Raw genomic sequence first — 25697 nt, forward strand, 5'->3', positions numbered from 1 at the left:
AGAAAAGTCTTTCCCATCCGCCTACCACCACCTTATTTTACGGCCTATGTCGACCGCCACCCGAGAATCAGCCGGTGCCCAGATCAGTGACTTCGCCGATCGCCTGGGAAGCACGCTCGTGCGCCGTCCCTTCTATCACGGTATCGGCTGGCTGGCCTTCTTCGGGATTCTCGTGGCCCTGCAGTTGCAGACCGGGGAGATCGGCTTCGGCCTGGCGGTGGTCAACGAATTCATCACGGTGGTGGTCTTCGCCATCGTGGTGTACACCAACTTGCTGTTCCTGTTTCCGACTTACCTCAAGCCTGGCCGGTTCTGGATCTACCTGGCGGCGCTCATCGGACTGTCGGTGCTATTCACGCCGCTGGAACTGGTGATCAAATACTTTCTCTTCTCCTACCGGGAGTCCATCCAGTTCGATTTGCTCAACAATATGGAAGCCTACTTTCTCGGCAATTTCCTCATCGGCGGCATCAGCTCCATCGGCAAGATTATGACCGACTGGATCACTGAGAACCGTAAGAAGCAGCAGGTCGAGAACGAGACGATGCAGTCGGAACTGCGTTTCCTGAAGTCACAGATTAATCCCCATTTTCTCTTCAATACCCTCAACAGCCTCTACGCGCTGACGCTGAAGAAGTCGGACAAGGCACCCGATATCGTCATTAAGCTGTCGGAAATGATGCGGTATATGCTCTACGAGTGCAACGAGCCCAAGGTGCCGCTGCGAAAGGAGATCAACTATCTGCGTAACTACCTCGATCTCGAGCGGCTGCGGCAGCGCGACGGCATTGACATCACGCTGGACGTGAAGGGCAATGTCGTCGATCAACAAATCGCTCCCCTGCTGCTGATCCCCTTCCTGGAAAATAGCTTCAAGCACGGCATCAATGCCGCCATTAAGGGTGGATTCGTACACGCCACCCTACACGTCGAACCGCGGGCCATTCGCTTCAACCTGGAGAATACGAAAGGCAACGTCCTGCCCCGCCCCCCCGATGCCGCACGGCCCAGTGGCGGAATCGGCTTGGTGAACGTCCGCCGCCGCCTGGAACTCTTATATCCTAATTGCCACCAATTGGATATCCGGGAAACCCCTGGTACCTACGCCATCCACCTAAACCTGCAACTGTAGAATGGTGGTGGTCCGCCGAGCGAAGCTCGTCCGCCCACGATCATTCGGACATACGCCCTATAATCATTATCCAACCACCCAACTATGATCAACGCCATTATCGTCGACGACGAACCCCTCGCCCAGGATATTCTCGAAACCTATCTGGAAAAGATGCCGGAGATCGATCTCATTGCCAAGTGTGACAACGCCTTCGAGGCCAATGAAGTCCTCAAGAAAGAAGACGTCGATCTCATGTTCCTCGATATCAATATGCCCCAGCTCACCGGTACGGACTTCCTCCGCGGGCTCACCGACCCGCCCGTCACCATCTTCACCACGGCCTACCCGAACTACGCCCTGGACGGTTTCGAGCTGAACGCCCTCGATTACCTCGTCAAGCCCATCAGTACCGACCGCTTCCTTCAGGCCTGCAACCGCGCCATCGAGCAAGCCGAACTCAAGCAAAAAGCTAAAGCCATGCCCGTCCAGGACGGCGGCCCCGGCTACTTCTTCGTCAAGGCCGACAAAAAACTCGTCCGCGTCAACCTAGAAGACATCGTCTACATCGAGGGCCTCAAGGACTACGTCATCATCCGCCTCCCCAACGACCGCGTCATTACCCTCCAGACCATGAAAAGCCTGGAAGACAAGCTCCCCACCGCCGACTTCCAGCGCATCCACCGCAGCTACATCGTCAACCTCCAGCGCATCGAAGCCCTCCAGGGAAACATGGTCGAAGTAATGGAGAAAGGCAAAGTGACCACCCTCCCGGTGGGTAAGAGCTATCGGGAGATTTTGGCTGAGCGGATTGACAAGCTGAAGCTTTAGGAGTACGGTAGTACGGTAGTCGTTGACTGCGTCAACGGGGTAGTACGGTAGGTTACAGCCAGCCTGGTGCTCACCAACCGGAATGCTGGTCACTGCCTACCGTACTACTCCGCCGGCAAAGCCGGCGACTCCCAACTACCGTACTATAATTCTGCCTCCGGCAGAATTCCCCCCAAATTCAGGAGCATACATACACTCCACCCGGCCCAGCCCATTGCTGAAGCTGCCGGCGTAGGTGGTGAAGAGGTCGTACTCCAGGGTGTAGGTGCCCTTGGGTAGGTCGCTGATGAAGAAATTGGTGGCCAGGTCGCCCGGGGCGAAGTAGTAGCCCAGTCCGTTTTGATAGGTGTAGGCGGAGAGGGCGTCTACGGGTTCGAAGGTGGCGGCGCGGCGGTCCTTGACGTGGACGTAGTCCATGTCGCGGTCGCTGGTGACGGTGAGGCGGACGGTAACGCGGTCGCCGGGGGCGAGCGTGGCGTCTTCAGCCAGGGGTTCGAGGTGGTCGCCGGTACGCAGGAACAGCTGCCGCTCAAGAGTGAGGGGACCGTTGTGGCTCTCCTCTACTTGCTCGGCTACCTCGGTGTACTGCCAGTAGATGCCACCCCACACGAGGTCGTTTCCGGTGTTGCTGACGCGGACCTTGGCCAGATCGCGATTTACTTCTTCTGCGGGCAGGCGCAGTTCGAAGGCTCCGGTTGCGGCCTCGGCCTGCTGCTGGAGGGCGGCTATCCGGTCGCTCAGGTCACGGGAAGCGTTGGGCCAGCGGGCCTTGAGGGGTACCGTGGTTTTGCCGACGGTAAAGTTTCCCTCGGCGTTCAGCAGGGCGAAGACGGCCGCGGCGGTCGATTTGGTGGTGGGCCAGGCATTGGTGCGCTTATTGGTCAGCAGCCAGAGGCGCATATCGTCCATTTCCTCGGATTGGGGATCGATGGTCCGGAAGGCTTCGAGGATCCGGGTGTGGGTCTCGATGGGCAGGTTGTTCCAGCGGACACCACGCTCGTACTTCCAGTACATGCCAAATTCGTCGGAGTGGATGGCGCGTTCCCGCAGGCTCTCCAGAATCAGGGTGGCGCGGTCATTTCCGGCCGCATCCGCGATGAGGGCAACCAGGGCCTGCTCGTAGAGACCGTAGCCCGTCCAGGTGGCGAAGGCCCGATCCCGGAAGAAAGTCAGTGCTTTGCTATCCAGTGCGCCGATCTTGGCGAACCGGCTCCGGGCGTAGAGGTAGTGGACCTGCAGGGCCGTAGGACGATATTCCTGACGGAGTTTTACCGAGTCCTTTGTCTCGCCGAAGAGGCGGTCGTACTGCTTCTCCATTTCGCCGTCGAGGTAGCCGATCGCGGCATCGGTGATGCGCTGCACGGTCGATTCCTGGCTGCCGTCGATCACGTCCAGCTCCCGCATTCGACCGAAGGTTTCCAGTACGTACTGCGTCATGTAGGGGTTGGACGGTCCGCCGGGGAACCAGCTGTACGATCCGTCGCTCTCCTGGCGGGCGGCGAGCTTGGCCAGGGCCTGCTTTTGCTCTTTCGCCAGTTTGGTCAGTTGGAAGAGATCGGCGATACGGGCGCGCTGCTCGCTTTCCGACTGGGCTTCCCGTACCCAGGGGGTTTCGGTGAGCAGGGCGGACTTCAGGTCCTGATTCCGTTCCAGTTCGCTGAGCAGGGCGGTGCTATCGGATTGCCACTTCCGGAAGACCTCCTCCAGCACGGGCTTGGTCGATACCGTTGCATAGGCCAATTGGTTGGCGAAGAAACGGTTGGCCAGCTGCTCGGTGCAGTCGTAGGGGTATTCCATGAGATAAGGCAGCGCCTTGAGGGCCAGCCAGGCGGGGTTGGTGGTGGCCTCGAAGGTGTAGCTGACCTGCTCGAGCGTTTCGCTGTCAAAGTCGGCCAGACCGGGGAGTTCGACGGTCTTCGTGTCGCCGCGGCGTAGGTAGAAGGGTACCCGCGCGGTAACGAGCGTGCGGTCGCTCAGTACGGGGATCACGTTTTCCTCACCGTCGCTGAAGCTGGCACTGCGGGCGATGATGCGGTAGCCCACCGGTCCCTCCAGCGCTTTTCCTTCCGGCACGTAGAGGGCAAAGCGGGCGGTAGCGGACCCCTGGGCATTCAGGCTTACGGATTGACTGGAAAGGTTTTCTACCTGCGCTCCGCCGCCCGAAAATTCGCTCAGGGGGATGGTTTCGCCGGTTTGCGGGTTGAAAAGCTCCAGCTCGACGGTGGCGTCCATTGCACCGTCGGTGGTGTTGGATACGCGGGCGGTGAGCTCGATGCGGTCGCCTTCCCGCAGGAAGCGGGGCACGTTGGGCAGGACCATCAGTTCCTTCTGGGTGACAATCTCCCGCTCGGAGATGACGTAGCGCAGCGCCTTGTCGTGGCTGAACAGCCGGAACTTCCAGGCGGTAAGCGCCTCGGGACTGGTGAAGCTGATGCGCAGGGCACCGTCGTCGCCGGCGGTTAGTTCCGGGAGCCAGAAGGCGGTTTCCTGGAGGTTGGTGCGGATGTTGACCGGCTCTTCTTCCTGGGGGGTCGTAGGTTCGGCGGGAGGTGGCGGCGGGGGTATGTTGCCCGCCGCGGCTGAGTCCATAATGGCGGCCTCCTCTTCTACTGCCTCGAAACGTTGGACGGAACTGGCGCGCATCGTAATGCCACGTACTTTACCCAGCAGCATGCGGGAGATATTTCCCGAGTTTGGGAGGAGTAATTCGGGCAGACTTGGCACCGTATCGCTGACCGGGTCAACCTGCCGGCCGTACGGACGACCGTACGCACTGCCGAAACTTCCCCCTTCCGTCAGCGACGGACCACCGTAAAAGGTGGGGTACGGCGAGAAGGTCCAATCCTGCCCCGCGTAAAGTTGATCCAGGCTGGCGTCGTACATCGTAGCCAGGGCGGCCGCGGCGGCGGGCTCGCCGTCGGGGGTGCGCAGCTCGATGGTCCACTGCTCGGGCTCGCCGGGGCGCAGGCGGTCGCGGAAGGTAGCGTAGGTGACTTCCAGTTTCTTATCGTCCCAGGGCAACTCCAGTTGGCGGCGCTCGGTGAACGAACGGTTCAGGCGCACGAAGGCCAGCTCGAACATCAGTCCCCCCCGGTCTTCCTCCGTAGGTGTGTAGCTCAGTGTGAGGCTTCCGTCGGATTCGTCGCGCCGCAGGTCGATCCCGCGCCGGCTCTGCCACTGGCTCAGGACGAGCGGTAATTCTACCGCGGAGATGAGGCGGAAGGTCAGCTTCTCCCCTACCCGCACGGTGTCGTTGAGCCGGTCGAGTTGGTAGAGCACACCGGCCGGCAGCTCGGCTTCACCGGCGTCGTACACGCTGAAGGTGGCCGGTTGGCCGGCGGTGCCGTCGGGGTAGTTCCATTCGATCCGGTAGTGGCCTACGGCAAATGTGGCGGCGAGGCGCAGGTAATTTGTTTCCCCGCTAACCGTCAGGCTTTCCTCGAAGATTGCGTCCCCGTCAGCGGGCCATTCCGCCAATTCGGGTACCGGAGCATAGGCCAGATAGGGGAAGTTGCGTTCGAAGGCGCTGGGGTTGATCACGGGTCGGTCAGGCATCGCCCAGGGGCGGTCCAGCAGGGCGGCGTTAGGCTTGATGACGGGAATGACGCGAACGTCAATCCGCACGTTTCCCTCGCCGTCGCTAAGGACGTTCAGGGTGAGGCTATCGCCGCGGTCGACGGTTTCCCGCTCCGGCGTGACGGCTACGGCCGGCCGCTCCCCGCGCAGGGCAACGGAGGTGGTCGCCTCGTGGGTTTCGCCAGTGGGGTCCGTCACGTCCGCCTCGACTACGAAGCGGTAGCGGCGGTAGCCGGGAGCCCGCAGGCTGGGCGGCACGGTGAAGGTTACATCGAAAGTGCCGGCTTCCCCGGTCTCGGTGGTGCCGCTGGTGAGCAGTTCGCGCTCATTCCCGCCACCGCCGCGGAAGTAGTAGAAGGCCCAGCGCACTTCCTCCAGGTAGACCCGGTAGCTCACCTGTCCCTCGGCCACCGGCGGACCGGCGTAGGTTAGCGCGGTACCGCCGACGGTGACAATTTCTCCGGCCGGAGCGCTATCGGGCCCATCCAGGCTGACTTCGAAGCGAGGGCGCTTGTATTCCTCGACCTGGAAGCTTGCGCTACCATTGTCGGTCTGGATGGTAAACCCACCGGTAAGCCCGCCTTCGGGTAGTTCAAAATCCAGGCTGAAGCGACCGAAGGCATCGGAGGTGACGTCCCGGCTGGTCACTTCCTGGTAATTGGCATCTCGGAGAGTGACCGTTACCTGATCGTTCGGCAGAATGGCCGGCATCTCGTCGCGGTCCCGGCGGAAGCGTAGGCCGTAGACGTGCACGGTCTGACCGGGGCGGTAGATCGGTCGGTCGGTCAGTAAGGTGGTGTAGTCCGTAGCATTCCGGTCGCCCTCGGTCCGATCGTATTGGTACTGATCGATGACCAGGCGGTCGTTGTTTTGCCGGCGGGTCAGGACGAGCCGGTAGTTCACGTAGCGATCGCCGGCGGGAAGCTCGAAGGTGCCCCGATCGTCGGTGCGGCGGGTGCCGATTTCCCGGTACTGCCCCCGACGCCCTTCGCGGAGAACGGTAATGGCCACGTCGGTGAGTGGTGCCCCGGAAAGCCCGTCGGTGACCTGCATATAGGTGCCCTCTTCGCCGTTGATCCGTTGAGCGGCGATATTGCTGACCTGAAAATCAACGACGGTAAAGGTGGTTTCTTCGGCCGACAGGTCCTCGCTATTGGCGACCACCAGTCTATAGCCGCCGGCGGGGAGGGGGTCGAGATCGAGCTCCGTGCGGTGCGTGCCGAAGTCATCGTTCGTTTGCAGCCCCTGATTTCCGCGGGCCACCTCTTCCATTCCAGCCAGCTCTTCCAGCAGGCGATCGGTGCGGTAGCGGGGTTGCTGGCCGTCCGCGGGATCCATGGCGTAGACCCGGTAGTAGGCCCGGTCTACGTTGCGATACCCCAGGCTTACCAGCAGGTGCTCCTTCAGTGGATAAAAGGAATACGTTTCGGCGGTCAGGCTACGCTGACGGATGCTGGCCCGCAACTGGCCGGCCCGGGCGCGGGCCACGGCTTCCTCCCCTACCCTGTCCAGTAATTCCAGGGCCCGTACCCGGGGACGTTCCCCGAGGGACTCGTCGTCGCGGTCGAGCACTTCGGCCATTTCCACGAGAATGCGGTCGCGGGTATCGACGCCGACGTAGCTATCGTACATCCGTTCCAGGGCGCTGAGGTAGGAGCTATCCGCCGCACCCAGCACACGCACGAAATGCATCCGCTGCAAATCCGCGTAGAGGAGGGCCGGTCCGCCGGCGTCCAGGTGGTAGGTGATCCATTGCTGGTAAAGGGACAGCTTGCGGGGCGTTCCCTTCCGTAAGTCGTAGCTCAGACCGAGATCGATCGCCGCAAAGGCTTCCGCCGGTACCAGCAGCGAGGCCGGATCGACCGTTCGATCGTCGGTAACGGACCCCAACCCACTACCAAGTACGTTCATGGCCCGGTCGACGATCAGGTCGTAAAGCGTGGGTAACTCGTCGGTCCGCCCGTCTCCGCCTTCGATAAGTCCGGGGATTTCCACCAGCGGCGTGCGGTTCTCGCTGGTCAGCTCCAGAGCACGGTAAATATGACGCTGACTCAGGTAGAGTAACTGATCCAGGCCGTAATCGGCCAGCGCGAGTGTATCGGGCACACCTTCTTCCCCCGCGGTAGTCAATTGGCTCAGTCGGTAGCTGTTTTGTTCGGCGTACTGGTGGTACGTCTCGCCGAGCAGCAGGTGGGCCAGCGCGGTATACACCTCCAGATCGGGATGCGCCGCAGTGGCTTCCCGCAAAAGAACGACGGTAGCCTGCTGGCCGTCCTCCTCCAGTGACTGGACGAAAAGGGCGCGGTAGGCCAGGCTGCGAGCCATATGATCCTGCCGGTCGTCGGCCAGGGCTTGCGTGAATAAATCTTCGGCGGCCGTGAGGGCGCTGCGGTAGTTGCCTTGCTTACTTAGCGATTCAATATTGGCGTAGGCATCGTCGTATTGGGCCATAAGGGTTCCCGCCAGGAGGGCGAGCAGTAGGATAAAGAGAGGGCGCATAGAATAGAGCTTGGTTGTCGTAACGCTCCATTGATGCCGGAGTTAACCGGAGTGCACACGGCTTTCCCGTTAAGAATCTGTGAAAGGATTCTATCCACCTTCTTCCTGCGCTCCGCCGCCCTACTTCACCATCCGAAGGGCGGTACGCGTTTCCCCGCTCCGGAGCACGACGGTGTAAACGCCGGCCGGCCAATCCCCGGTGTCGATAAAGTGACGGGGTGCAGCGCGGAGTGAGGCCGCAAAGAGACGGCGCCCGTCAGCGGCGTATACCTCCGCGTGAACGGCCTGCCCGATCAGGGAGGAAGGAGTGGTAAGCTGGATGCGCTCATGAGCCGGATTGGGCGCTAACTGCCAGGGGGCCGCCACGGCACGTTTCTCCCTTGTGCCGGTACTTAGTGCCTGGTCTGCGGGATGAATGAAGAACTCACTAAAGGAAGTAACTTCCAGTTCGATGACGCCGCCGAGACCGTACGTTCCGTAAGTCCTGACGGAGACCGGCTCGCCATTACCGGGATAGGTTCCGGAGCACACCGTGGAAGGTACTTTGCTGATAGCGAGCAGATTGTCCTCGCTAATTACGCCAGTGTCCAGTATGGAGCTGAGATCGTCCGCCGATAGGTACAGGCGTACCCGAACACTGTCAGTCGGTTGATTTTGCGGTACGATACTGATGTTGCGGTTGAGGTACACCGCCCCGCTAGCCTCGTCTTCACGGGGTGGCCCGTCGTAATCGTAATAGCTGACCCTGACCTCCCCGAGAGCTTGGTTATTGGAGATGCTGGCCACGATGCCGGAGGGGGTGCGGATGTCGATATAGTCATATATCGAGCCGGTACCATCGAAACTTACGGGTTCGACTTCCGTACATCCCTCTCCTTCCGCGATGTAAAAATCTTGCTCCGTGACGCAGATCTCAAATTCGGCGTGTCGATCGGGATCGGCGGAGTAGATGCGCAAATAGATGCTGTCTTCCAGATTGCTCCAGTTTCGAGTGCTGGGAAACAACCGGACGGTCCCAATATCTATGCGAATACTGTCTCCCTGCTGTGTCTGTTCGCTGTAATAATGCACCTTAATATCCGGGCTATTACGGTTGGATTTACTAATAGTAATGGAGTTGAACGGCCCCGAAAATTTGAAGGCGTACCATACATCCTCCTCTTCCGCCAGGGTCCCCCACTCGTCGTTGGCCTCCCCCGTAGCCAGGTACGTTGTTCCGGTGTACGTGCCGCATGCCTCCAGTTCGGGAACCAGATCGATGGCGTTGACGCGCCGGTCATTAGGGGGCGGGGAATTCGCGAGGGTGGAAAAGACCAGGGCTTCCCCGGCCGCGGTCGTATCGGTACCGCAGCGGGCCCGTCCGGTCAGGGAATACCTCGTAGCGGGCAGTAAGCCTTCCCAGCTTATCCCGTCGGTAAACTCCGTAACGGTCGTATCGAAGGACTCCTGCCCGTTTCCCGTGCCCGGCTCCCATGTGAGGGTGAGCAACAGTTCGTCCGCGGGGCCCTGCAAGGTCAGGCTATCGACCGCCAACACTACGGAAGCGGAGTCACCGCTTAGTCTTTCGAAAGTCGGCACGGGGCACTGGGCGGCCAGCGTGCTTCCCAACAGGGCGAAACAAAGTAAGCATCGGATAGTCTTTACAGGCATAGGGAGTTATTTATAGGAATATAGGCCCTTTACACAACGGGTATGGTTCATTTGGCACGAGTGTCATCCGAATGGCATAAAATACCCGTTGTAACTCGCTTGAAATGAAAGGTGGCGGCGGGGCGCAGGTAGAAAAAGAATTCCAGGCGGTCTGTTTTCACGGCTCGATCGTACCTGGACCCGGACCAGGTGTGGGCTCCCTGTCGGGCGCACGGGGGACTCCATGGTTTCCGTAGTGGCGACGGGTAGCTCAAAGCCCCCTCTTTTCAAAAGTCATTTTTCGTGTCCGACAGAAGTTATTCCCCCTCTGCTGCGTTAAGTGGTTATCGTTCAGAAATTGGGAAATTATCCAAACCATAATACCTTAGCCCCCCTGAACTGCCCCCCTCTGGACACCGGAAGCAGCCTGACTGCTTCTTACGTCTAAGAATTTAACCACCACCTTCGGTCCTGGGTCCTTTGGCCCGACCGATACTATTGTTCCGGATTTGCATGCCGGGGCCGTGTCAGATTTGCGCCCATGCACCACTTTTTGCTCCGCCGCCGGGCCAGCTTGGACCCCTCCCGTTTTCAGGGCTGGGGGCGTCGGCGCGCTTACTTCGAGGGGTGGTACTTCAAGATTGTTATACCGGACGAATATTTTGCCTACGCCTTTATTCCCGGCATCAGCTACGATGCCACGGGCTGCGGACATAGCTTTCTCCAGGTCCTGGACGGAGCACGCGCCTGCTCTACTTACCACGAATACACCATCCACGATTTTCGACCGGCCGCCGATCGGTTCAGTCTGCAGGTGGGTCCACACCACTTTGCCACCGATCACCTTTGCATCGACTTACCCGATCTCAACATCGATCTGCAATTCAACGAACTCACCCCCTGGCGTAGACGTCCGTTGGCCCCCGGCGTAATGGGTTGGTACGGCTTCATACCGGGTATGCAGTGTTACCACGGATTAATCAGCCTGCACCACGGTTTAAAGGGTACCATAACCAGCGCAGGGCAAACCATCAACCCGGCCGGCGGCATAGGATACACCGAAAAGGACTGGGGACGCGGCTTTCCCGACGCCTGGATTTGGGGGCAGAGCAACCATCTATCCGGCACCGAAACGCCGGCCAGCCTGATGTTCAGCGTGGCCAGTATACCCTGGTTGAGCAACAGCTTCCGGGGTTTCCTCTGCACCTTCCTGCTGGAAGGACGGGTATACCTGTTCACCACCTGGAACCGGTCGAAGGTAACCGTTGACCTGGACCGGCATGCCGAGCAAGTAACCGTAACCTTCACCAGGCGGCGGTACCGGCTGACCATCACCGGCTATCCCGCTCCCGGCGGAGATCTGGCCAGCCCGATCGGCGGGGCCATGACCGGAAAAATCAACGAGAGCCTGCGGGCGGAACTTCGTGTTCGCCTCGAGCGCAGGGGCCAGGTTGTTTACGACGGCAAGGCAAGCTGGGCGGGCCTGGAAGTGAGTGAGAACGCCTACGATGGCCTGACCGGATAAATCACTTGACCAGGCGTATCGTCGTCCGGGTATCCATTCCCGTCAGCACGAGAACGTATACGCCACTTGGCCAGTCAGCGGTATCGAGGGTCTGCCTGGAACCGGCGGATAATATCCGGTGCGTCACGCTGCGTCCCATACCATCGAACACGTCGGCCGTTACCCGCTGGTCCTCCAGTTCGGTGGGAGGAGTAAGGATGACGCGGTCGGTGACGGGATTGGGTGCCACGCCCCAGGGCTGGTTCGCCCCCCCATTTTCAACGACGGCGGTGGTAGTGGTGAGGGGTTCCGAGCGGGGATGCACGAAGAACTCACTGAATTCCGTCACGTCAACCTCGACGAAGTAACCCGTCCCGTACGTTCCCGCGTCGCGGAAGGTGACGTTTTTACCTCCCCCCGGGAAGAGGTTAGAGCAAGTCGCCGCCGAAATTTTCGTTACGTCGAGCTCACCGGCTCCGCTTATCGCCCCCGACTGAAGGAGCTGACCTACCTCCGCCGCGGAAAGGTAGATGCGGACCGCCACCGTGTCACCGGGCTGGGTCGCGGGTACGATGGTCACGTTGCGGCTGGCGTAGCGGGCACTATTCTCGGTTGTCCGCAATTCTCCGTCGTGGCCGTAGTAACTGACGTTGACCTCCCCCAGGGGCTGCGTGTTTTCGAGGCTGACGACGACGGCACCGTTACCGTCAACGATATCCACCAGCTCGTCCGGCGCACCCCCGCCATCGAAGGTCACCGCCGGAACGCTGATACACCCCGTACCCGTAGCTACCGGCAGCGCGGGAATGCCGTAGTGACAGTATTCGAAGTCAGTATATCCCGCCCCCTTGCTGAAGACCCGGAAATAGCGGTATTCATCTTGCCCCAATCCGGTGATGTGGTAGGTCTCTTCCACGCCATCGCCCCCCGCGTCCAGGCAATCGATGGTATTCATTTGGGTATCGAATACCTCCACCACGAGGTCCTGATCGGTTCCCCCCACGGGTCGGAAGGAGACCCGGTATTCCTCAAATACCTGGCGGAGGCTGTACCACACTTCGTCGTCCGCCGCGCCCGTGCAACCGGGCCCCTGTGTGTCGGTGGGCGTAGCATCCCGGGTGGTTCCGGGATAGTAGGCGCAGCGCACGATGGCGCCCCCCAGGAAATAGGCGTTACCGCGATTGTCGTTCTCCGGGGGACCGGCGGGCTCGGTACGGAATAGTTCACCGCGCTCGGTCGAAAGACCGGGGACGTCATCGCATATACTCCGGACAATGACCCGATAGGGGCTATCCGGCTCCAGGTCATAGAGAATAAAGGCACCCGAAGCACCATCAGAGGCGAAAGTGTAGACGGTGTCGTATACATCGCGGTTGGCGTCGAGAAAAAACTCGTCACCCAGCAAAATCTGTATGCTGTCCGAATTAGCGTCAATGTTGCTGACCAGCACCACGGCAGTACGCTGGTATTCGGTGATCTGGAGCAAGTTAGGGGCCGGGCATTGCCCTACAGCAACGAAAGAAGTCAATAGCAGAATCAGGAAAGTAAGTGTACGCCTCATCGTGTCGTTTTTCCTTTATGAGCGCCGGGGACCATTCGTTACGGTTTCTGCGTACGGTTTGACGGTTAAGTTGCATCGCCGCGCACCCGTTTGACGGGGCCATCCGTTATCTTGATTCAAACTCACCGACCATGAATCCGTTACTCCCCGTCCGCAAACTCATGACCACCGATCTGGTAACCGTTACGCCCACTACCCCACTGGAGGAGGCCAGCAGGCTTTTTGGGAGACATGAAATTCATCACTTGCTGGTCGTCGACGGGGGGCAATTGGTTGGCTTACTGAGTACATCCGATTACCTGCGTCTGCTGGCGCCCTCCACGAACTCCCGAACCGTAGCGGACATCATGTCCACCAAGCTGGTCAAAATCGAAGCCGACGACACCGTCCGCACCGCGGCCAATCTTTTTCGCATGAATCGTTTTCACGCCCTTCCGGTCATGGGGCAGGCGGGAGAGCCGGTAGGTATGCTGACTACGCACGACCTGATCCGGTTGTTAGATGATGAGGAGGTGGAGTTGGAAGACTATAAAAACCGTTAGATCAGGTAAAGTATAAGATCTCCGCCTCCGGAAAGCGCGCCCCGATCTCCTCCCCAAACCATTGTTTCAGCTCCGTCATTTGCTCCTTGGGGTAGACGAATTTGTAACTGCCGAACTTATTCCGCTTCTTGGATCGCCGGTCCTCGTCGAAGTCCAACGGGGTCTTCGGGTACCATTCGAGCAGAATGTCCTTGGAGCCCGGTGTGAAGCGATGGGTGATCAGTTCGAAGGTCAGATCCACTTCAAAGTCCAGGGCTTCCCGCAAACGGGCGAGCATATCCGCGTATCCCTCCCGCCACCCATCGAAGGGCATCAGGGGGGCCAATACGGCTCCTACACGGTAGCCCGCTTGCGCGAGCCGGCGCATGGCATGCAGGCGGGCTTCCAGGTCGGCGGTACCGGCTTCGATACGGCGGGTTACCCAATCGGCATTAAGGCTGATGCGGCAGCGGGTCTGGCCGTTGTGTTCCAACTTCAGGAGCGGATCGACCGCATCGTATTTGGTAACCCATCGCAGCCGCGCTTCCGGTTGGCAACCAAACCACTGGATGGCGCGGCTGATGGACCCGGTCAGGTGCTCGATCCCCAGCGGGTCGGTGTAGCAACTGGCCTCGAAGGAGGTCAACGGCCGGTTCGGGTCGATAAAAGTGGCGTTGTTTTCCAGGATGGCATCCAGATTAGCGTAGACGCGCGTAACGGGGGCTCCGGGTAGACTACCGGCCAGATAGCAATACTGGCAGTGGGCCGGGCATCCCTTGGCCAGGTGAAACTGCCAGTCGGCGGAGGGCGGGATCGGGGTGAGCCGCATCGCGCTGGGAGGCGCGTTGACGACCGCCAGGGTATTTTTAGCCTTTCGGTAGGTTTCCGCCGTAGTGCTTCCGCCGAGTTTGGGTAAGTGGTTGGCCTTCATCACCTCATAATCCAGTCCGAGCGCCCGCAAGCGTTCGGCGATCCGGATACCGTGTGGCTCCCGGAAGGCGTCGGCCGTAAAGTAAACGTGCTTGGGCTTCCATAGGCGGGCCGGTCGCCCGACTGACCGGGTCGCAGCGGGGAAGGTCGTCACGGGGGGAGCGGCGGACTGCGAGATACCCTCGGCATTCTCCGGTTCGCGCCCGCTGATGTGGGGAGCGCTCTTGAGGGGGCGGGCCATGGTCTGGGTGTTTGCCTGCCTAACCGGGCCCCTTTGAAAAGTGTTTCGGAAATGGTCGGTTACGGCAGGAAGGCCGTCCAAGACCAATGCTTGACAAGCAGGGGCAACCCGGGCGCGGATAATTTCTCTGGCGGTCAATCCTTCGGTCCGCGGTCCTGGGCTAAAATTTCTTCAGCCGGAGCTTGGCTTCCTCTACCACCTGGATCTGATCCTGGATGGCGGCCTGTTTGCTCTCCTGATCGACCAAGTTTGCGGCAATTTCGGCCTCCAGTTTGGCGATCCGTTCGCGGACATCCTCAATATCCTTTTCGGCACGCTCCTTGTCGCGTTTCAGGCGGTCCAGTTCTTTTTCGAGGTCGGAAAGCAGGTCCTCCTGGGCGTCGACATCCTCTTCCATCTGGTAGCGGCTGACTTCGAGGGCAAAGCGCATGAGCATCTTTTCCGCTTCGTTGTACTGGGCGGTATTGAGGTCGGGGCCAACGTAGCCCTGAGGGGTGGCGATCCAGACCGTCAGTTCGCTCCCTTCGCCCATCTCCCGGATCATGCTGTAGAGGTCCACTTTGTTCCCGCTGCCGATACCGGGAAGCTCGAAATTGAGGGAAGACAACTCGCCGGTTCGCACCTTGCGGGTTTTAGAGGTCTTGACCCCGTAGGTATCCTTGAGCCAGTCTTCCCAGAGATCCTCCACGTCGTCGGCGTCGGCGGTGGGCAGGTCGAGGATGAGGGCCTCGTTGTTACCCTTGCTCATGGCCAGTTGCCGGGAGGCTACCTGCGCGGCGACTACGGTTGAAAAGCCCAGCAGGCAAAACAGGAAAACGGAGTAGTGTAATACGCGCATGGCCATCGTTGATAGGTAGTGTAAGTAGGACGCGCCGTCCGTAAATAGTCACAAAATATACGTCGCCGCCGGTAAAACACCCCTTACCCTGCTCCCGACACACGACCCGCACTCCGCCGCGTACCTTCGCCCCCATGACAGCCGCCGAAATTTTATCCCACCTCGTAAGCTTCCCCGGCCTCGGCGGGGAGAGTAACCTTCCCGTCGCCCGCTGGATCGAAGATTACCTCACCGAGCATGGGGTAACCTATACCCGCGTCCCCAATGATGCCGGTGACAAAGTTGCCCTGCACGCGCGGATCGGTCCGGCTACGGACGGCGGGATCATCCTCAGCGGCCACATGGACGTCGTACCGACCGCGGGACAACCCTGGGATACGGATCCGTTTGAATTGGTCCGAAAAGGAGATAAATACTTCGCCCGCGGCAGCTGCGATATGAAGGGCTTTCTCGCTTGCTGCCTCGCCGCCGTACCCCATTTTCAGCAAGCTGACCTAAAGCGCCCCGTTTACTTCGCCTTCAGCTACGACGAGGAGGTCGGCTGCCGCGCCGGGGATATCGTGGCGGAATCCATTCGGGATCACTACGACGAAAAGCCCGGCGGCGCCATCATCGGCGAACCGACGATGCTGCAACCCATGGTGGGCCAGAAGGGGATCATGGTCTACACGACCGTTGTCCACGGCAGCCAGGGGCACAGCAGCCGCATCCGGCAGGAAGTGGACGCGGTACACGAGGCGGCCCGGCTGGTAGTGTTCCTGGAGGAAAAAATGGAATCGCTCATTCAGGCCGGGCACCTCGACGATCGCTTCCACCCCAATCACACCAGTATCCACGTGGGTAAGATAGCGGGCGGTTCGGCCTTCAACATCATCGCCAACGAGTGCCGCTTCGACTGGGATTACCGCAATATCCCCCGGGACAGCGCGGAAGAAATCTTCACCGACTTTCAGGCGTATTGTCACGAGCGGGAAACGGTTTGTCGCAAGATCTATCCGGATTTTCGCATCGAACACCTGCCGCTCCATCCGCCGGTGCCGCCCCTGGACACGGCGGAATCCGCGGACATCGTCGATCTGATCAAGCAAATAAGCGGCGCATCTACTACCGGAACCGTTGCTTATGCCGCCGAGGCCGGGCAGTTTTCTAATGCGGGCTTCGACAGCGTCATCTGTGGCCCGGGAGATATCGCGCAGGCCCACCGCGCCAATGAATTCGTGTCGGTCGAACAGTTGGAGGGCTGTAGCCGGATGATGGAAAAATTAGCGGAGCACCTGTCCAGCTAACTATCCGTACTGACGCTGGAAGGCTTCCTTCTGTTTCTGGTAATCGGAATTTTCCTTCGCCTCCTCCCACTTCGCTTTGAAGATACGAGCGGACTCGGCCTTTACGGGATCTTCCGGTCCCCTTTCGTGCTGCGGCCGACCGTGGGCCCCGCTCTGGCCCTTCTTATCATCGGGTACCGGCCCTTTGTACTTTTTGCCTCCGGGATAGTTGGCGTAGCGGCGCGAGCGGGTATAACCCATCTGTAGAAACTTACGGGCCATATCGGCCCCAACAAAGTCATTCTGCTCGAGGTAAGCCAGAAACTGTCGGTAGATCTTTTCGGACGACTCGCGGGCGATGTCTGGATCCTTGAACCGCCAATTGGGCAGGATTTCCGATTTATAGGGCTCCACGAGAAGCACGCCCTGTTCGCCCCGGCCAATCGCGTAGAGGTCGGGCCGCTTGCGGAGATTCAGGCTGGCGTAGTCGAGGGAGTAATCGAATTTTCGCATATTTTCAGGACCGATTATCTGCAGGCGGACAGTAACATTCTCTTTGCACCATTTCACCAACTGGGGCGTTAACTGGTTACTATGAATAAGCTGGAGCCGGTAGCCGGATGTTCGTCCAGCCAACACAATCGACACGCGATGCATTATTTATTCGTTTCCCTGTCCCTGCTCCTTTGCACGACGCTTGCGGCGCAGGACGACGTGGCGATCTACCTGACTAACCCATCCTTCGAAGATATCCCCCGCGTCAGCGAGGCACCGCGCGGCTGGACCGATTGCGGCTTTCCCGGCGAGTCGGCCGTAGACGTCCAACCCGAGCCCCACCGGGAATTTGACGTTCGCAAACCGGCTTTCCACCAGCACACCTACCTGGGTATGGTGGTGCGCGACAATGACACCTATGAGCGAGTCAGTCAGCGCATGAGCAACTCCATGGAGGCCGGCCAATGCTACGAACTTCGCCTCCACCTGGCGAAGTCGGACGTTTACCGGTCGCAGAGTCGGGTCTCCAAAACCGAGGTGAACTACGATACGCCGGCCCGGCTTCAGGTACGCGGTGGCTATGGCAACTGCGATCTGGGTGCCATCATCGGGAAGAGTCCGGTAGTAGCGAACAGCGACTGGCAGGAGTACACCATCAAGCTCGAACCCGAACAGGACTACACGCACATCATTCTGGAAGCGTATTACAACACGCCCATCCTCTTTCCCTACAACGGCAACGTACTGGTCGACAACATTCAGCCGCTTACGCCGGTAGCCTGCGACGTGAACGATCCCGCCCCGGAAGTCATCGCCACGAACGAACCCCAGCCTTCCCCCGAGCCCGAAACGCCCCCCCGTACCAGCCGGCAACCTAACACCCGGCCCAAAACGACCCCGACCAAACCGACCGGCCCAACCGTGAAGCTCGGGCAAACCGAGGGCCAGTTACGCGTAGGCCAGGTTTTCGCCATTGAGGACATAAAATTCAAAGCCAATAGCGCGGAGCTGGAACGGGAAAGCGAAGAAGCCCTGGAGGAGATTGCCGATTTCTTGCTCGCTAATGCAGACGTTGTCGTCGAGATCGGCGGCCACGCCAGTTACCGGGCCGGACCAGTATTCGCCGAGCGGATCAGTGAGGAGCGCGCCGTCAGCGTAGTGCAGTACCTGAACGACCTGAATGTTGGTGGTACGCGCATGACCCCCCGCGGGTACGGGCGCAACCGACCGGTTTGTATCGAGGATACCCCCGAGTGTAACGAACGCAACCAGCGCGTGGAAGTCAAGATCGTCCGCATGCGCGAAAGCCGCTAGGATGCAACCTACTTAGTGCTTCTCTCCCCAGCTTCCCCGGTCCAGGCTTCTGAAGTTGATCGCCTCCGCCAGGTGGGCCGGGCTCACGTTTTGTTCCCCTTCCAGATCGGCTACGGTACGGGCCACCTTCAGGATGCGGTCGTAAGCACGGGCGCTCAACTGCAATTTTTCCATTGCCGTTCGAAGAAGCTTGTTCCCAGCCTCTCCCGGCCGGCAGTGCTCCCGAAGTAGCCGACTGGGCATTTGGGCGTTACAGTACACACCCCGGTGATTAGCGAATCGTTCCTCCTGTATCGCCCGGGCGGCTTGAACGCGCCCAGCAATCACTTCACTCTTCTCCGCGGGACGCTCGGGTTCGGCGGTCAGTTTGTCCAGCGGAACGGGGGTAACTTCCACGTGCAGGTCGATCCGGTCCAGCAGGGGCCCACTGATCCGGTTAAGGTAGCGTTTCACCACGTCCGGACTGCAGTTGCACTCTTTTTCCGGATGGTTAAAGTACCCGCAGGGGCAGGGATTCATACTGGCAATCAGCATAAAACTGGAAGGAAACTCCACGGTAATCCGGGCCCGACTGATGACGATACGCCGTTCTTCCATCGGTTGCCGCATCACCTCCAGTGCACTCCGTTTGAATTCCGGCAACTCGTCGAGAAAGAGTACGCCATTATGGGAAAGGCTTATCTCGCCCGGGCACGGAAAACTTCCCCCACCTACCAGGGCCACGTCGCTGATGGTATGGTGCGGAGCGCGGAACGGCCGGTTCGTAATCAGGGCCGCCTCTTCGGGAAGAATACCGGCCACGGAGTGAATCTTGGTGGTTTCCAGTGCTTCCCGCAGACTGATGGGCGGCAGAATGGTCGGAAGGCGGCGGGCCAGCATGGTCTTACCGGCACCCGGCGGACCCACGAGAATCACGTTGTGACCGCCCGCGGCGGCAATGGTCAGCGCCCGCTTGATGTTCTCCTGGCCCCGTACGTCACTGAAGTCAACCTCAAAGGCCATTCGGTCGCGGAAGAATTCCGCGCGGGTATCTACCTCGGTAGGGCTCAGTTCTGTCTGGCCCGATATGAATTCGGCCGCCTCGCGCAGCGTACTGACGCCGTATACCTCGATGCCATCCACGATGGCCGCCTCGCGGGCATTTTCTTTGGGCAACAACATACCCTTGTAGCCTAACTGTCGCGCCTTGATGGCGATGGGGAGCGCTCCCTTGATGGGCCGTACCTGTCCACCCAGGGAAAGCTCCCCCATCAGGAGGAATTCATCGACCCGGGCTGGAGGGATCTGGGAGGTCGCGCGCAGGTAAGCCACGGCAATGGGTAGATCGTAGGCGGCCCCTTCCTTGCGGACGTCCGCCGGTGCCAGGTTGATGACGGTGCGGAGGCGCAGGTTGCGGTAACCGCTGTTCCGCAGCGCCGTTTCCACCCGGTAGCTTCCTTCCCGAATGGCGTTATCGGGCAGGCCGATTACGTTGTACCACGGCTTATTCTCCGGCACGGGCCCTCCCGCGTTCACCTCTACAATTATCGACTGCGCATCCACGCCCTGCACGGCGCTCGCAAATGTTTTAACCAGCATGTGCTGCGTTTTGCGGCACCTACCATCCGTCAGCAATATTAAAACACTTTGTGGATAATTTAAAGCATTACCTACATTTTATTTAATTTTGTGCATGGGGAAACCGTTATCGGAGCGATTCATCCAGCAATCCGTCGCCGAACGCTTAAATAAAGACTACTACCGCCGACGAACGGCCTACGTCAGTACCGAAGCATATACCAAGCTGAAGCGGGCCGACGTGCTCCTCGCGTTCATGCGTGCGCCAAAGCGACCATACGTAGTAGTGGTCGAGGCAAAAAGCCGGACCACCATCCGCCAGTTGCGCCTGAGCAAACACGGTGAGAAGGGTGCCGGCCGCTTACTTAGCGTTGTCCTGCTTGCTTTCGTGTCCGCCTATCTCGGTCACCGGGGGCTGGAAGAAGGCTGGGCTATGCCGGTTTTGGTACTGGCGTTGATCGGCAGCAATCTTGCGCTCTACTTTATCGTGATGCGGGTACAGTTGCGTTTTCTGCGCTCCGTACCCGCGATCCGACAGCTCGGGCAGTACCCCGCCAACGAAAGCTGGCTGGCCGTGGGGAAAAATACCCTTCGAGACCCTATAGAACTTTCCACGCTGCGCAAACACTGTCGGAAAAACGGCGTAGGACTGATCCTGGTAGACGCGCGGGGACGGTTGTTTTACCGCGAGATTCCACGACCCCGGCATATCTTTAACGATTACCTCAGCCGCTATGGCCGCCGATCCGAAATCCTGGCAACCATCGATCACCAACCTACCTACGGCCCTACCCCACCCGAGAAGCGGCAGAACCGGCGCCGGCTGTTCTCGGTGCTCGTCATCTTACTCGTAGTGGCCGGACTGGTTATGCTTGTCTACGGAGAAGATCCGATTAAAGAGACCAGCGAAGGATCCATTCCCGCCCTCCCTACGCCGGAAGGAGTGGATATCGGGGGAGGGCCGGTCGACTTCGAAGCACTCGCGGACACCACCGGCGATGCTACCCCAACCGCCAACCCTACTCCTCCCCGGTGCCCGGAACTCAAGCCAAACGAGGTGGCGTATGTCGTGGTAGATGGCCTCTACGCCGATGCCGACGCATCCGTTCGAATGACACGCCTGCGCGCCGCCGGAATCCGGGGCCACGAGATGATCGCCGCCACCTGTCTGGACCGCGATGCACGGGCACCGGCCGCCGTGACCACGGGCAAGCGTTATGCCGGCCCACAGGACGCTCGCGAAGCAGCCAGACGGTATCGGGCCCTACTGGCCTCCCTACGGGTGCCCGTCGACACGGTTGAGGTACGGCGGCTTGGCAGCGGCGAATAATTTAAAAGTATTTTAATATAGATTTTCTAATAATATTTCTGGCTCCTCACCAGTTATAGCGACATCTGGTCTGTCGGGTACTTTTATCCGCAGCCGGATTAGCCTTCCGCCACCGGCACCGTTTGGTTGCCGGTGGATATTCCACGGACCCACTTCTATTACCGGTTTGGAGTGTAAGTCCCCGCCTTAGTCTTTTCAGGTCCCTGTACGACCTACCCGTTTTATACTCAGACAGCATTTTGAAGAAAACACTTCCCCGGGAGTGGTGGGATCGGTATGTCCCGCACCTAAAGCAGCTTATGAAACATTGCCTTTCACTCCTGTTTGTCCTATTCTATTCAGTCTGTTTACAGGCGAATAACATTAGTGTAACAAACGTATCCATCACCGAAAACTTCACCGATCCCAGTTACGCTACCATTATGCTGGACGTGGCATGGGACAACTCCTGGCGGGTGACTACCGCTCCGGGCAACCACGACGCGGCCTGGGTCTTCGCCAAATACCGCATAGGCACCGGAGAGTGGCGGCACGTCCGCCTCTCTGCTGTCGCGACGTCCCCCGCAGGTTCGGTGGTGGAATTGATGGACGATGTGGGTACAATGATCTACGCCAGCGGCCCCGTGACCGGCAACGTCCTGTATTCCGGCCTCGAGCTTCAGTGGAACCTCGGTGCCGACGGAATGAGCTGGAGCACCGACATCGAAGTTCGCGTCTTCGCCATCGAGATGGTTTACATCCCCGAAGGAGGCTTTTACCTCGGTACCGGACTCGGAACGGGAGACGAAGTCGACGAGTTTTTTGAGGCGAACAACGGACGACCCTTCCGCGTGCGGAACGGCGGGGAAATTCCCGTTTCCCCCAACGGGAATCGGCTCTGGTACTCCGACGTCGGCAATCGCGGGGCGGATTTCGGCGGCCCTATCCCCGCCGCCTTCCCCAATGGATTCGAAGCCTTCTACCTGATGAAGTACGAAACCTCTCAGCAGCAATGGGTTGACTTCTTCAATACCCTTTCTCCCACCCACCGCCAACTGCACGACGTGACGGCCGCCGACGGGAAAAATTCCGACAGCGAGCACTACCACAACGGTATCGTTTACGATCCGGCCTCCGGCGAAGACGCTTACACCACCCTGCCGGAGACGGCCGCCGGTTATACCTCCATGCAGGATATGATGGCCTACTTCGACTGGTCGGGCCTACGCCCGCTTACGGAGCTGGAGTTCGAAAAGGCCGCCCGCGGTCCGCTCTATCCGGTAGCGGACGAATACGCGTGGGGCAATCCCAGTGTAGCCGATACCCGCTACGACGTAGAGAATTTCGGACTGGCTAACGAAAAGGTTGCCGCCTATACCCTGCACACCACGGGCATCATCGGTAACGCCACCTATCTCGATACCAACCCCTCCGACCGGACGGAAAAGGGGCCCCTGCGCTGTGGCGTATACGCCGGCAGTGTCTCCGAAATCAGCGTTTCCGACCGGGTTTCGGCCGGGGCCGGATACTACGGTAACATGGAGTTGTCGGGCAATCAGTGGGAAGGCGTGATTACCGTCGTGGATGCCGCCGGACGGGCCTTTACCAATACGCACGGCGACGGGCAGATCGGCCCCGACGGCTACGCCGACGTACCATCCTGGCCGACCCACGTCGATGGTGTCGGAATTCGTGGCGGACGGAGCGACAATCACCGCAGCTTCATGCGGATCTCCGACCGCTCCTACTCCAAGGTCGTCACATCTGACAACGCTTCCCGCTACTATTGGCTGCAATGGCGTGGCGTACGCGGCCTTTAATCTGACCTCTTCAAAAGATCGTAATGAAAAACTTATCCACCTTCTACTTTCTGCGGGCCGGATTGATGCTGGCCACCGTGTGTGGTCCCCTGCTACTTACCGCTCAGTACCGGGGAGGTAGCGGCGATGGCAGTGCCGCCTACGTTTATAGTAGTTCGATTGCCCCCCTTGACTTCTTGGATGTCTCCGCGGCCAGCGAAGGAGACCGGGTTCGACTAATCTGGCGTACGACTAACGAAGTCGGCACGCATTACTTCGATGTCCAGCGGTCCTCCGACGGACAGACCTTCACCAAGATCGGTCAGCTCCCAGCAGCCGGCACCTCCGCCGGTGGAATCGAGCTCACCTATAAGTTCATGGATGAGACACCCCCTCACGGGAAAAGTTACTACCGCCTCCTGTCCACCGACTTCGACGGAAGCTCGCGTTTCTCACCGGTCGTGTCGGTAATCCACGCCGGAAGTGCCGGTACTTTGGAAATGTACCCTAACCCGAATGCCGGGGACCGTATCAGTTTCCGTCTGCCCTCTTTCGTTGCCGGGGAAAGGCTCGAAGTCGATATTTTTGATGCCTCCCGGCGGCAGTTGCTGGCCCATGAACTCGTCTATCCTGACGCGGGTAGCGCGCATCTGACCGTCGAACGCCCCCTTAAACCGGGAAGTTACCTCGTCAAATTACGGGCCGCAAACCGAGCCCTACCGGCGCAGCTCCTCATCGTCACGGAGTAGGTGTTACCTCCACGACCATTTCGATCTCGCAGGCCATATTTCGGGGCAGGGAAGCCATGCCCACGGCGGCGCGGGCGTGCTTGCCCCGCTCCCCGAATACCTCCACCATCAGGTCCGAAAATCCATTGATCACCTCGGGGTGTTGGGTAAAATCCTCCGCTGCGTTCACCATCCCCGTAACCTTCACGATCCGCACCACCCGGTTCAGGTCGCCCAGTATTTCCTGCAATACCCCCAGCTGCGTGATCCCCACCTGGCGCGCGGCGGCGTACCCCTCTTCTACGCTCAGCTCGCGGCCGACTTTGCCGGCGATGTACTCCCCCGCCCCGTTCCGAGGGCCCTTGCCGGCCAGAAAGAGCAGATTACCGGTTCGAACCACGTTGACGTAATTCGCGACCGGCGCGCCCGGGCGATCCAATTGAATGCCGAGTTCCTCCAGCCGCGTCTCGATGTCGTATTCGTAGGTCGACGACTCGGTGAGCAATTTTTTTTGCGGCGGAGCGCAGGAAATGAAGCCGGTCGCAAACAGGATAAGGATGAGGATTCGGAGCATGGTCCAACTTACGAAGCGTGAGGGAATCGTACGCGCTTTGCCCCTTCTTCCCTTTCGTTTCGACGTGGATTTGTTGTGACCGGATTCTCCGGATAGTGTAAAATAGGCACGAAGCAATTATCCTCCGCGCGTTCGGCGAGGTGACGGTCCAACCTAATCGGTTTTCAAGGTGTTAGCGCACATCATTCCTGCGGACGGACTCCGTCGTTCGTCCTGGCCATAACCCCAGCATACCCTGCTGTCTGTTTTTCCGCAGTAGGTGTACCCCATAGCCTATGAGAACTCGCATCCCCCTGGCCGCGATCTTTTGCCTGTGCGTAGGACTAGCGTCCTGTACCGACGACTCCGAATCGCAGGCCGCGGCACCACCACCGCCCGCCAGGGCATCGGTCACCTCGGTCGCGCGGCGAACCGTTACCTCCTTTAACGAGTACCCCGCCCGGCTGACGGGCATCGTCACCAGCGAAGTACGGGCCAAGATTGCCGGATACATCACCGACGTCCTCGTGGATGAAGGCGATCACGTCCGCCGGGGGCAACTCCTGTTCCGGCTCGAAACGCAGGCCCTTAACGAGGACGAAGCCGCCGCCCGCGCCAACGTGAACGCGGCTCAGGTGGAAGTGGACAAGCTTCAACCGCTGGTGGAAAAAAACATCATCAGCGAAGTCCAGTTGGAGACCGCGAAGGCCAGGCTCCAGCAGGCGCAGAGCGGACTGAATGGCATCGCGGCCAATATCAACTACGGTCGCATCACCAGTCCCATTGACGGTTATCTCGGCCGTATCGGCCTGCGCACGGGTGCTCTCGTGAGCCCGACCAGCGCGGAACCCCTCACTACGGTTTCGGACATCAGTAAGGTATACGCTTATTTCTCCGTAACCGAGGGGCAGTACCTCGATTTCATGCAGGCCGCCGAAGGGGAAACCATCGAGGACAAAGTAAAGGACCTGCCCAAGGTCCAACTGCAGCTGAGCAACAACACCCGCTACGAGCACGAGGGCCGGATCGAAGCCGTCATCTCCCGGGTGAACGCCCAAACGGGCACCCTTCAGGTTAGAGCGATTTTTGACAATCCGTCCCGCTTACTCAACGATGGCAACAGTGCCACCATCCGGGTTCCCCAGACGTATACGGACGCCGTGGTAGTGCCCCAGACGGCGACCTTCGACCAGCAGGGGACCATTTATGTCCTACGGGTGCAGCCGGACAGTTCCACGCTGGCCGTACCCCTGGAGATCGCCACGCAGGTAGACAATCTCTTCGTGATAAAATCCGGGCTGGAGGAGGGTGATGAAATCGTCGCCTCCGGAGTTAACAAGCTGCGCGGTGGGGCCAAAATCGCGCCGGTCAGCGTCGCCTTCGACAGCATCGCTCAGCCCCTGCCCACCGTGTTCCGCTAAGCACCCGACCAATTT

18 protein-coding genes are annotated in these 25697 nt (G+C 59.7%); 10 read left to right on the top strand and 8 right to left on the bottom strand.

From position 1 onward, the window contains the following. Positions 1–46: 46 nt before the first annotated feature. Together DRW39_RS04935 and DRW39_RS04940 are read left to right on the top strand one after the other, a co-directional pair. Complete coding sequence (locus tag DRW39_RS04935) at positions 47–1132, top strand: sensor histidine kinase (RefSeq protein WP_116105903.1); 1086 nt, start codon at positions 47–49, stop codon at positions 1130–1132. Between the two features lie 84 nt (positions 1133–1216). After that, complete coding sequence (locus tag DRW39_RS04940; protein ID WP_116105904.1) at positions 1217–1942, top strand: LytR/AlgR family response regulator transcription factor; 726 nt, start codon at positions 1217–1219, stop codon at positions 1940–1942. A 135-nt stretch (positions 1943–2077) separates the two neighbouring features. On the opposite strand, the gene DRW39_RS04945 is transcribed toward DRW39_RS04940, so the two are convergent. After that, entirely contained in the window at positions 2078–8017 is a 5940-nt protein-coding gene (locus tag DRW39_RS04945; RefSeq protein WP_116105905.1) for an alpha-2-macroglobulin family protein, read from the bottom strand. Positions 8018–8137: 120 nt separating this feature from the next. Then, positions 8138–9667, bottom strand: coding sequence for a T9SS type A sorting domain-containing protein (locus DRW39_RS04950; protein ID WP_116105906.1), 1530 nt, complete (start codon positions 9665–9667; stop codon positions 8138–8140). Between the two features lie 520 nt (positions 9668–10187). Here DRW39_RS04950 and DRW39_RS04955 point away from each other — a divergent pair. Further along, entirely contained in the window at positions 10188–11171 is a 984-nt protein-coding gene (locus DRW39_RS04955) for a tocopherol cyclase family protein (RefSeq protein ID WP_116105907.1), read from the top strand. A gap of 1 nt (position 11172) precedes the next feature. Here the strand turns inward: DRW39_RS04955 and DRW39_RS04960 are convergent, their stop codons facing one another. Next, complete coding sequence (locus DRW39_RS04960) at positions 11173–12711, bottom strand: T9SS type A sorting domain-containing protein (protein WP_116105908.1); 1539 nt, start codon at positions 12709–12711, stop codon at positions 11173–11175. A 131-nt stretch (positions 12712–12842) separates the two neighbouring features. Between DRW39_RS04960 and DRW39_RS04965 the strand changes: the two genes are divergently transcribed. Then, positions 12843–13253, top strand: a complete 411-nt coding sequence (locus tag DRW39_RS04965; protein ID WP_232830069.1) for a CBS domain-containing protein — start codon at positions 12843–12845, stop codon at positions 13251–13253. 1 nt (position 13254) lies between these two features. Here DRW39_RS04965 and DRW39_RS04970 read toward each other — a convergent pair whose 3' ends face one another. After that, entirely contained in the window at positions 13255–14403 is a 1149-nt protein-coding gene (locus DRW39_RS04970) for an SPL family radical SAM protein (protein WP_198664793.1), read from the bottom strand. 160 nt (positions 14404–14563) lie between these two features. Continuing rightward, entirely contained in the window at positions 14564–15241 is a 678-nt protein-coding gene (locus DRW39_RS04975) for a coiled-coil domain-containing protein (RefSeq protein WP_157975935.1), read from the bottom strand. A gap of 134 nt (positions 15242–15375) precedes the next feature. Between DRW39_RS04975 and argE the strand changes: the two genes are divergently transcribed. Beyond that, positions 15376–16527, top strand: a complete 1152-nt coding sequence (argE, locus tag DRW39_RS04980; RefSeq protein ID WP_116105910.1) for an acetylornithine deacetylase — start codon at positions 15376–15378, stop codon at positions 16525–16527. Here the strand turns inward: argE and DRW39_RS04985 are convergent, their stop codons facing one another. After that, a complete protein-coding gene (locus DRW39_RS04985; protein ID WP_116105911.1) occupies positions 16528–17019 on the bottom strand; it encodes a DUF4385 domain-containing protein in 492 nt (163 codons plus the stop codon). It abuts the gene before it with no gap. 81 nt (positions 17020–17100) lie between these two features. Between DRW39_RS04985 and DRW39_RS04990 the strand changes: the two genes are divergently transcribed. Continuing rightward, entirely contained in the window at positions 17101–18315 is a 1215-nt protein-coding gene (locus tag DRW39_RS04990; RefSeq protein ID WP_116105912.1) for an OmpA family protein, read from the top strand. Between the two features lie 12 nt (positions 18316–18327). Here DRW39_RS04990 and DRW39_RS04995 read toward each other — a convergent pair whose 3' ends face one another. Continuing rightward, positions 18328–19893 carry a YifB family Mg chelatase-like AAA ATPase gene (locus tag DRW39_RS04995; protein WP_116105913.1) on the bottom strand — a complete coding sequence of 522 codons (1566 nt, stop codon included), beginning with the start codon at positions 19891–19893 and terminating at the stop codon, positions 18328–18330. Positions 19894–19987: 94 nt separating this feature from the next. On the opposite strand from DRW39_RS04995, the gene DRW39_RS05000 reads away from it, so the two are divergent. From DRW39_RS05000 to DRW39_RS05010, 3 genes are all read left to right on the top strand, one after another. After that, the gene (locus DRW39_RS05000; RefSeq protein WP_116105914.1) at positions 19988–21202 is read left to right on the top strand and encodes a hypothetical protein; all 1215 of its coding nucleotides are present in this window, start codon (positions 19988–19990) and stop codon (positions 21200–21202) included. Positions 21203–21501: 299 nt separating this feature from the next. Then, the gene (locus DRW39_RS05005; protein ID WP_116105915.1) at positions 21502–23001 is read left to right on the top strand and encodes an SUMF1/EgtB/PvdO family nonheme iron enzyme; all 1500 of its coding nucleotides are present in this window, start codon (positions 21502–21504) and stop codon (positions 22999–23001) included. A 23-nt stretch (positions 23002–23024) separates the two neighbouring features. Further along, a complete protein-coding gene (locus DRW39_RS05010; RefSeq protein WP_116105916.1) occupies positions 23025–23729 on the top strand; it encodes a hypothetical protein in 705 nt (234 codons plus the stop codon). On the opposite strand, the gene DRW39_RS05015 is transcribed toward DRW39_RS05010, so the two are convergent. Next, positions 23719–24282: a RidA family protein gene (locus DRW39_RS05015; RefSeq protein ID WP_116105917.1), complete on the bottom strand. Its 564-nt coding sequence runs from the start codon at positions 24280–24282 to the stop codon at positions 23719–23721. The genes DRW39_RS05010 and DRW39_RS05015 overlap by 11 nt on opposite strands. A gap of 275 nt (positions 24283–24557) precedes the next feature. Here DRW39_RS05015 and DRW39_RS05020 point away from each other — a divergent pair, with 275 nt between their 5' ends. Then, positions 24558–25682 (top strand): efflux RND transporter periplasmic adaptor subunit, encoded by a 1125-nt coding sequence (locus DRW39_RS05020; RefSeq protein WP_116105918.1) that lies wholly within the window; start codon positions 24558–24560, stop codon positions 25680–25682. The last annotated feature ends 15 nt before the right edge of the window (positions 25683–25697 follow it).

This window comes from Lewinella sp. IMCC34191 (assembly GCF_003390935.1).
GTDB lineage: Bacteria > Bacteroidota > Bacteroidia > Chitinophagales > Saprospiraceae > Neolewinella.

Bases quoted from the DNA above. Each gene is read 5' to 3' on its own strand.
- DRW39_RS04935 (WP_116105903.1), top strand. From the start codon at position 47: ATGTCGACCGCCACCCGAGAATCAGCCGGTGCCCAGATCAGTGACTTC.
- DRW39_RS04940 (WP_116105904.1), top strand. From the start codon at position 1,217: ATGATCAACGCCATTATCGTCGACGACGAACCCCTCGCCCAGGATATT.
- DRW39_RS04945 (WP_116105905.1), bottom strand. From the start codon at position 8,017: ATGCGCCCTCTCTTTATCCTACTGCTCGCCCTCCTGGCGGGAACCCTT.
- DRW39_RS04950 (WP_116105906.1), bottom strand. From the start codon at position 9,667: ATGCCTGTAAAGACTATCCGATGCTTACTTTGTTTCGCCCTGTTGGGA.
- DRW39_RS04955 (WP_116105907.1), top strand. From the start codon at position 10,188: ATGCACCACTTTTTGCTCCGCCGCCGGGCCAGCTTGGACCCCTCCCGT.
- DRW39_RS04960 (WP_116105908.1), bottom strand. From the start codon at position 12,711: ATGAGGCGTACACTTACTTTCCTGATTCTGCTATTGACTTCTTTCGTT.
- DRW39_RS04965 (WP_232830069.1), top strand. From the start codon at position 12,843: ATGAATCCGTTACTCCCCGTCCGCAAACTCATGACCACCGATCTGGTA.
- DRW39_RS04970 (WP_198664793.1), bottom strand. From the start codon at position 14,403: ATGGCCCGCCCCCTCAAGAGCGCTCCCCACATCAGCGGGCGCGAACCG.
- DRW39_RS04975 (WP_157975935.1), bottom strand. From the start codon at position 15,241: ATGCGCGTATTACACTACTCCGTTTTCCTGTTTTGCCTGCTGGGCTTT.
- argE (WP_116105910.1), top strand. From the start codon at position 15,376: ATGACAGCCGCCGAAATTTTATCCCACCTCGTAAGCTTCCCCGGCCTC.
- DRW39_RS04985 (WP_116105911.1), bottom strand. From the start codon at position 17,019: ATGCGAAAATTCGATTACTCCCTCGACTACGCCAGCCTGAATCTCCGC.
- DRW39_RS04990 (WP_116105912.1), top strand. From the start codon at position 17,101: ATGAATAAGCTGGAGCCGGTAGCCGGATGTTCGTCCAGCCAACACAAT.
- DRW39_RS04995 (WP_116105913.1), bottom strand. From the start codon at position 19,893: ATGCTGGTTAAAACATTTGCGAGCGCCGTGCAGGGCGTGGATGCGCAG.
- DRW39_RS05000 (WP_116105914.1), top strand. From the start codon at position 19,988: ATGGGGAAACCGTTATCGGAGCGATTCATCCAGCAATCCGTCGCCGAA.
- DRW39_RS05005 (WP_116105915.1), top strand. From the start codon at position 21,502: ATGAAACATTGCCTTTCACTCCTGTTTGTCCTATTCTATTCAGTCTGT.
- DRW39_RS05010 (WP_116105916.1), top strand. From the start codon at position 23,025: ATGAAAAACTTATCCACCTTCTACTTTCTGCGGGCCGGATTGATGCTG.
- DRW39_RS05015 (WP_116105917.1), bottom strand. From the start codon at position 24,282: ATGCTCCGAATCCTCATCCTTATCCTGTTTGCGACCGGCTTCATTTCC.
- DRW39_RS05020 (WP_116105918.1), top strand. From the start codon at position 24,558: ATGAGAACTCGCATCCCCCTGGCCGCGATCTTTTGCCTGTGCGTAGGA.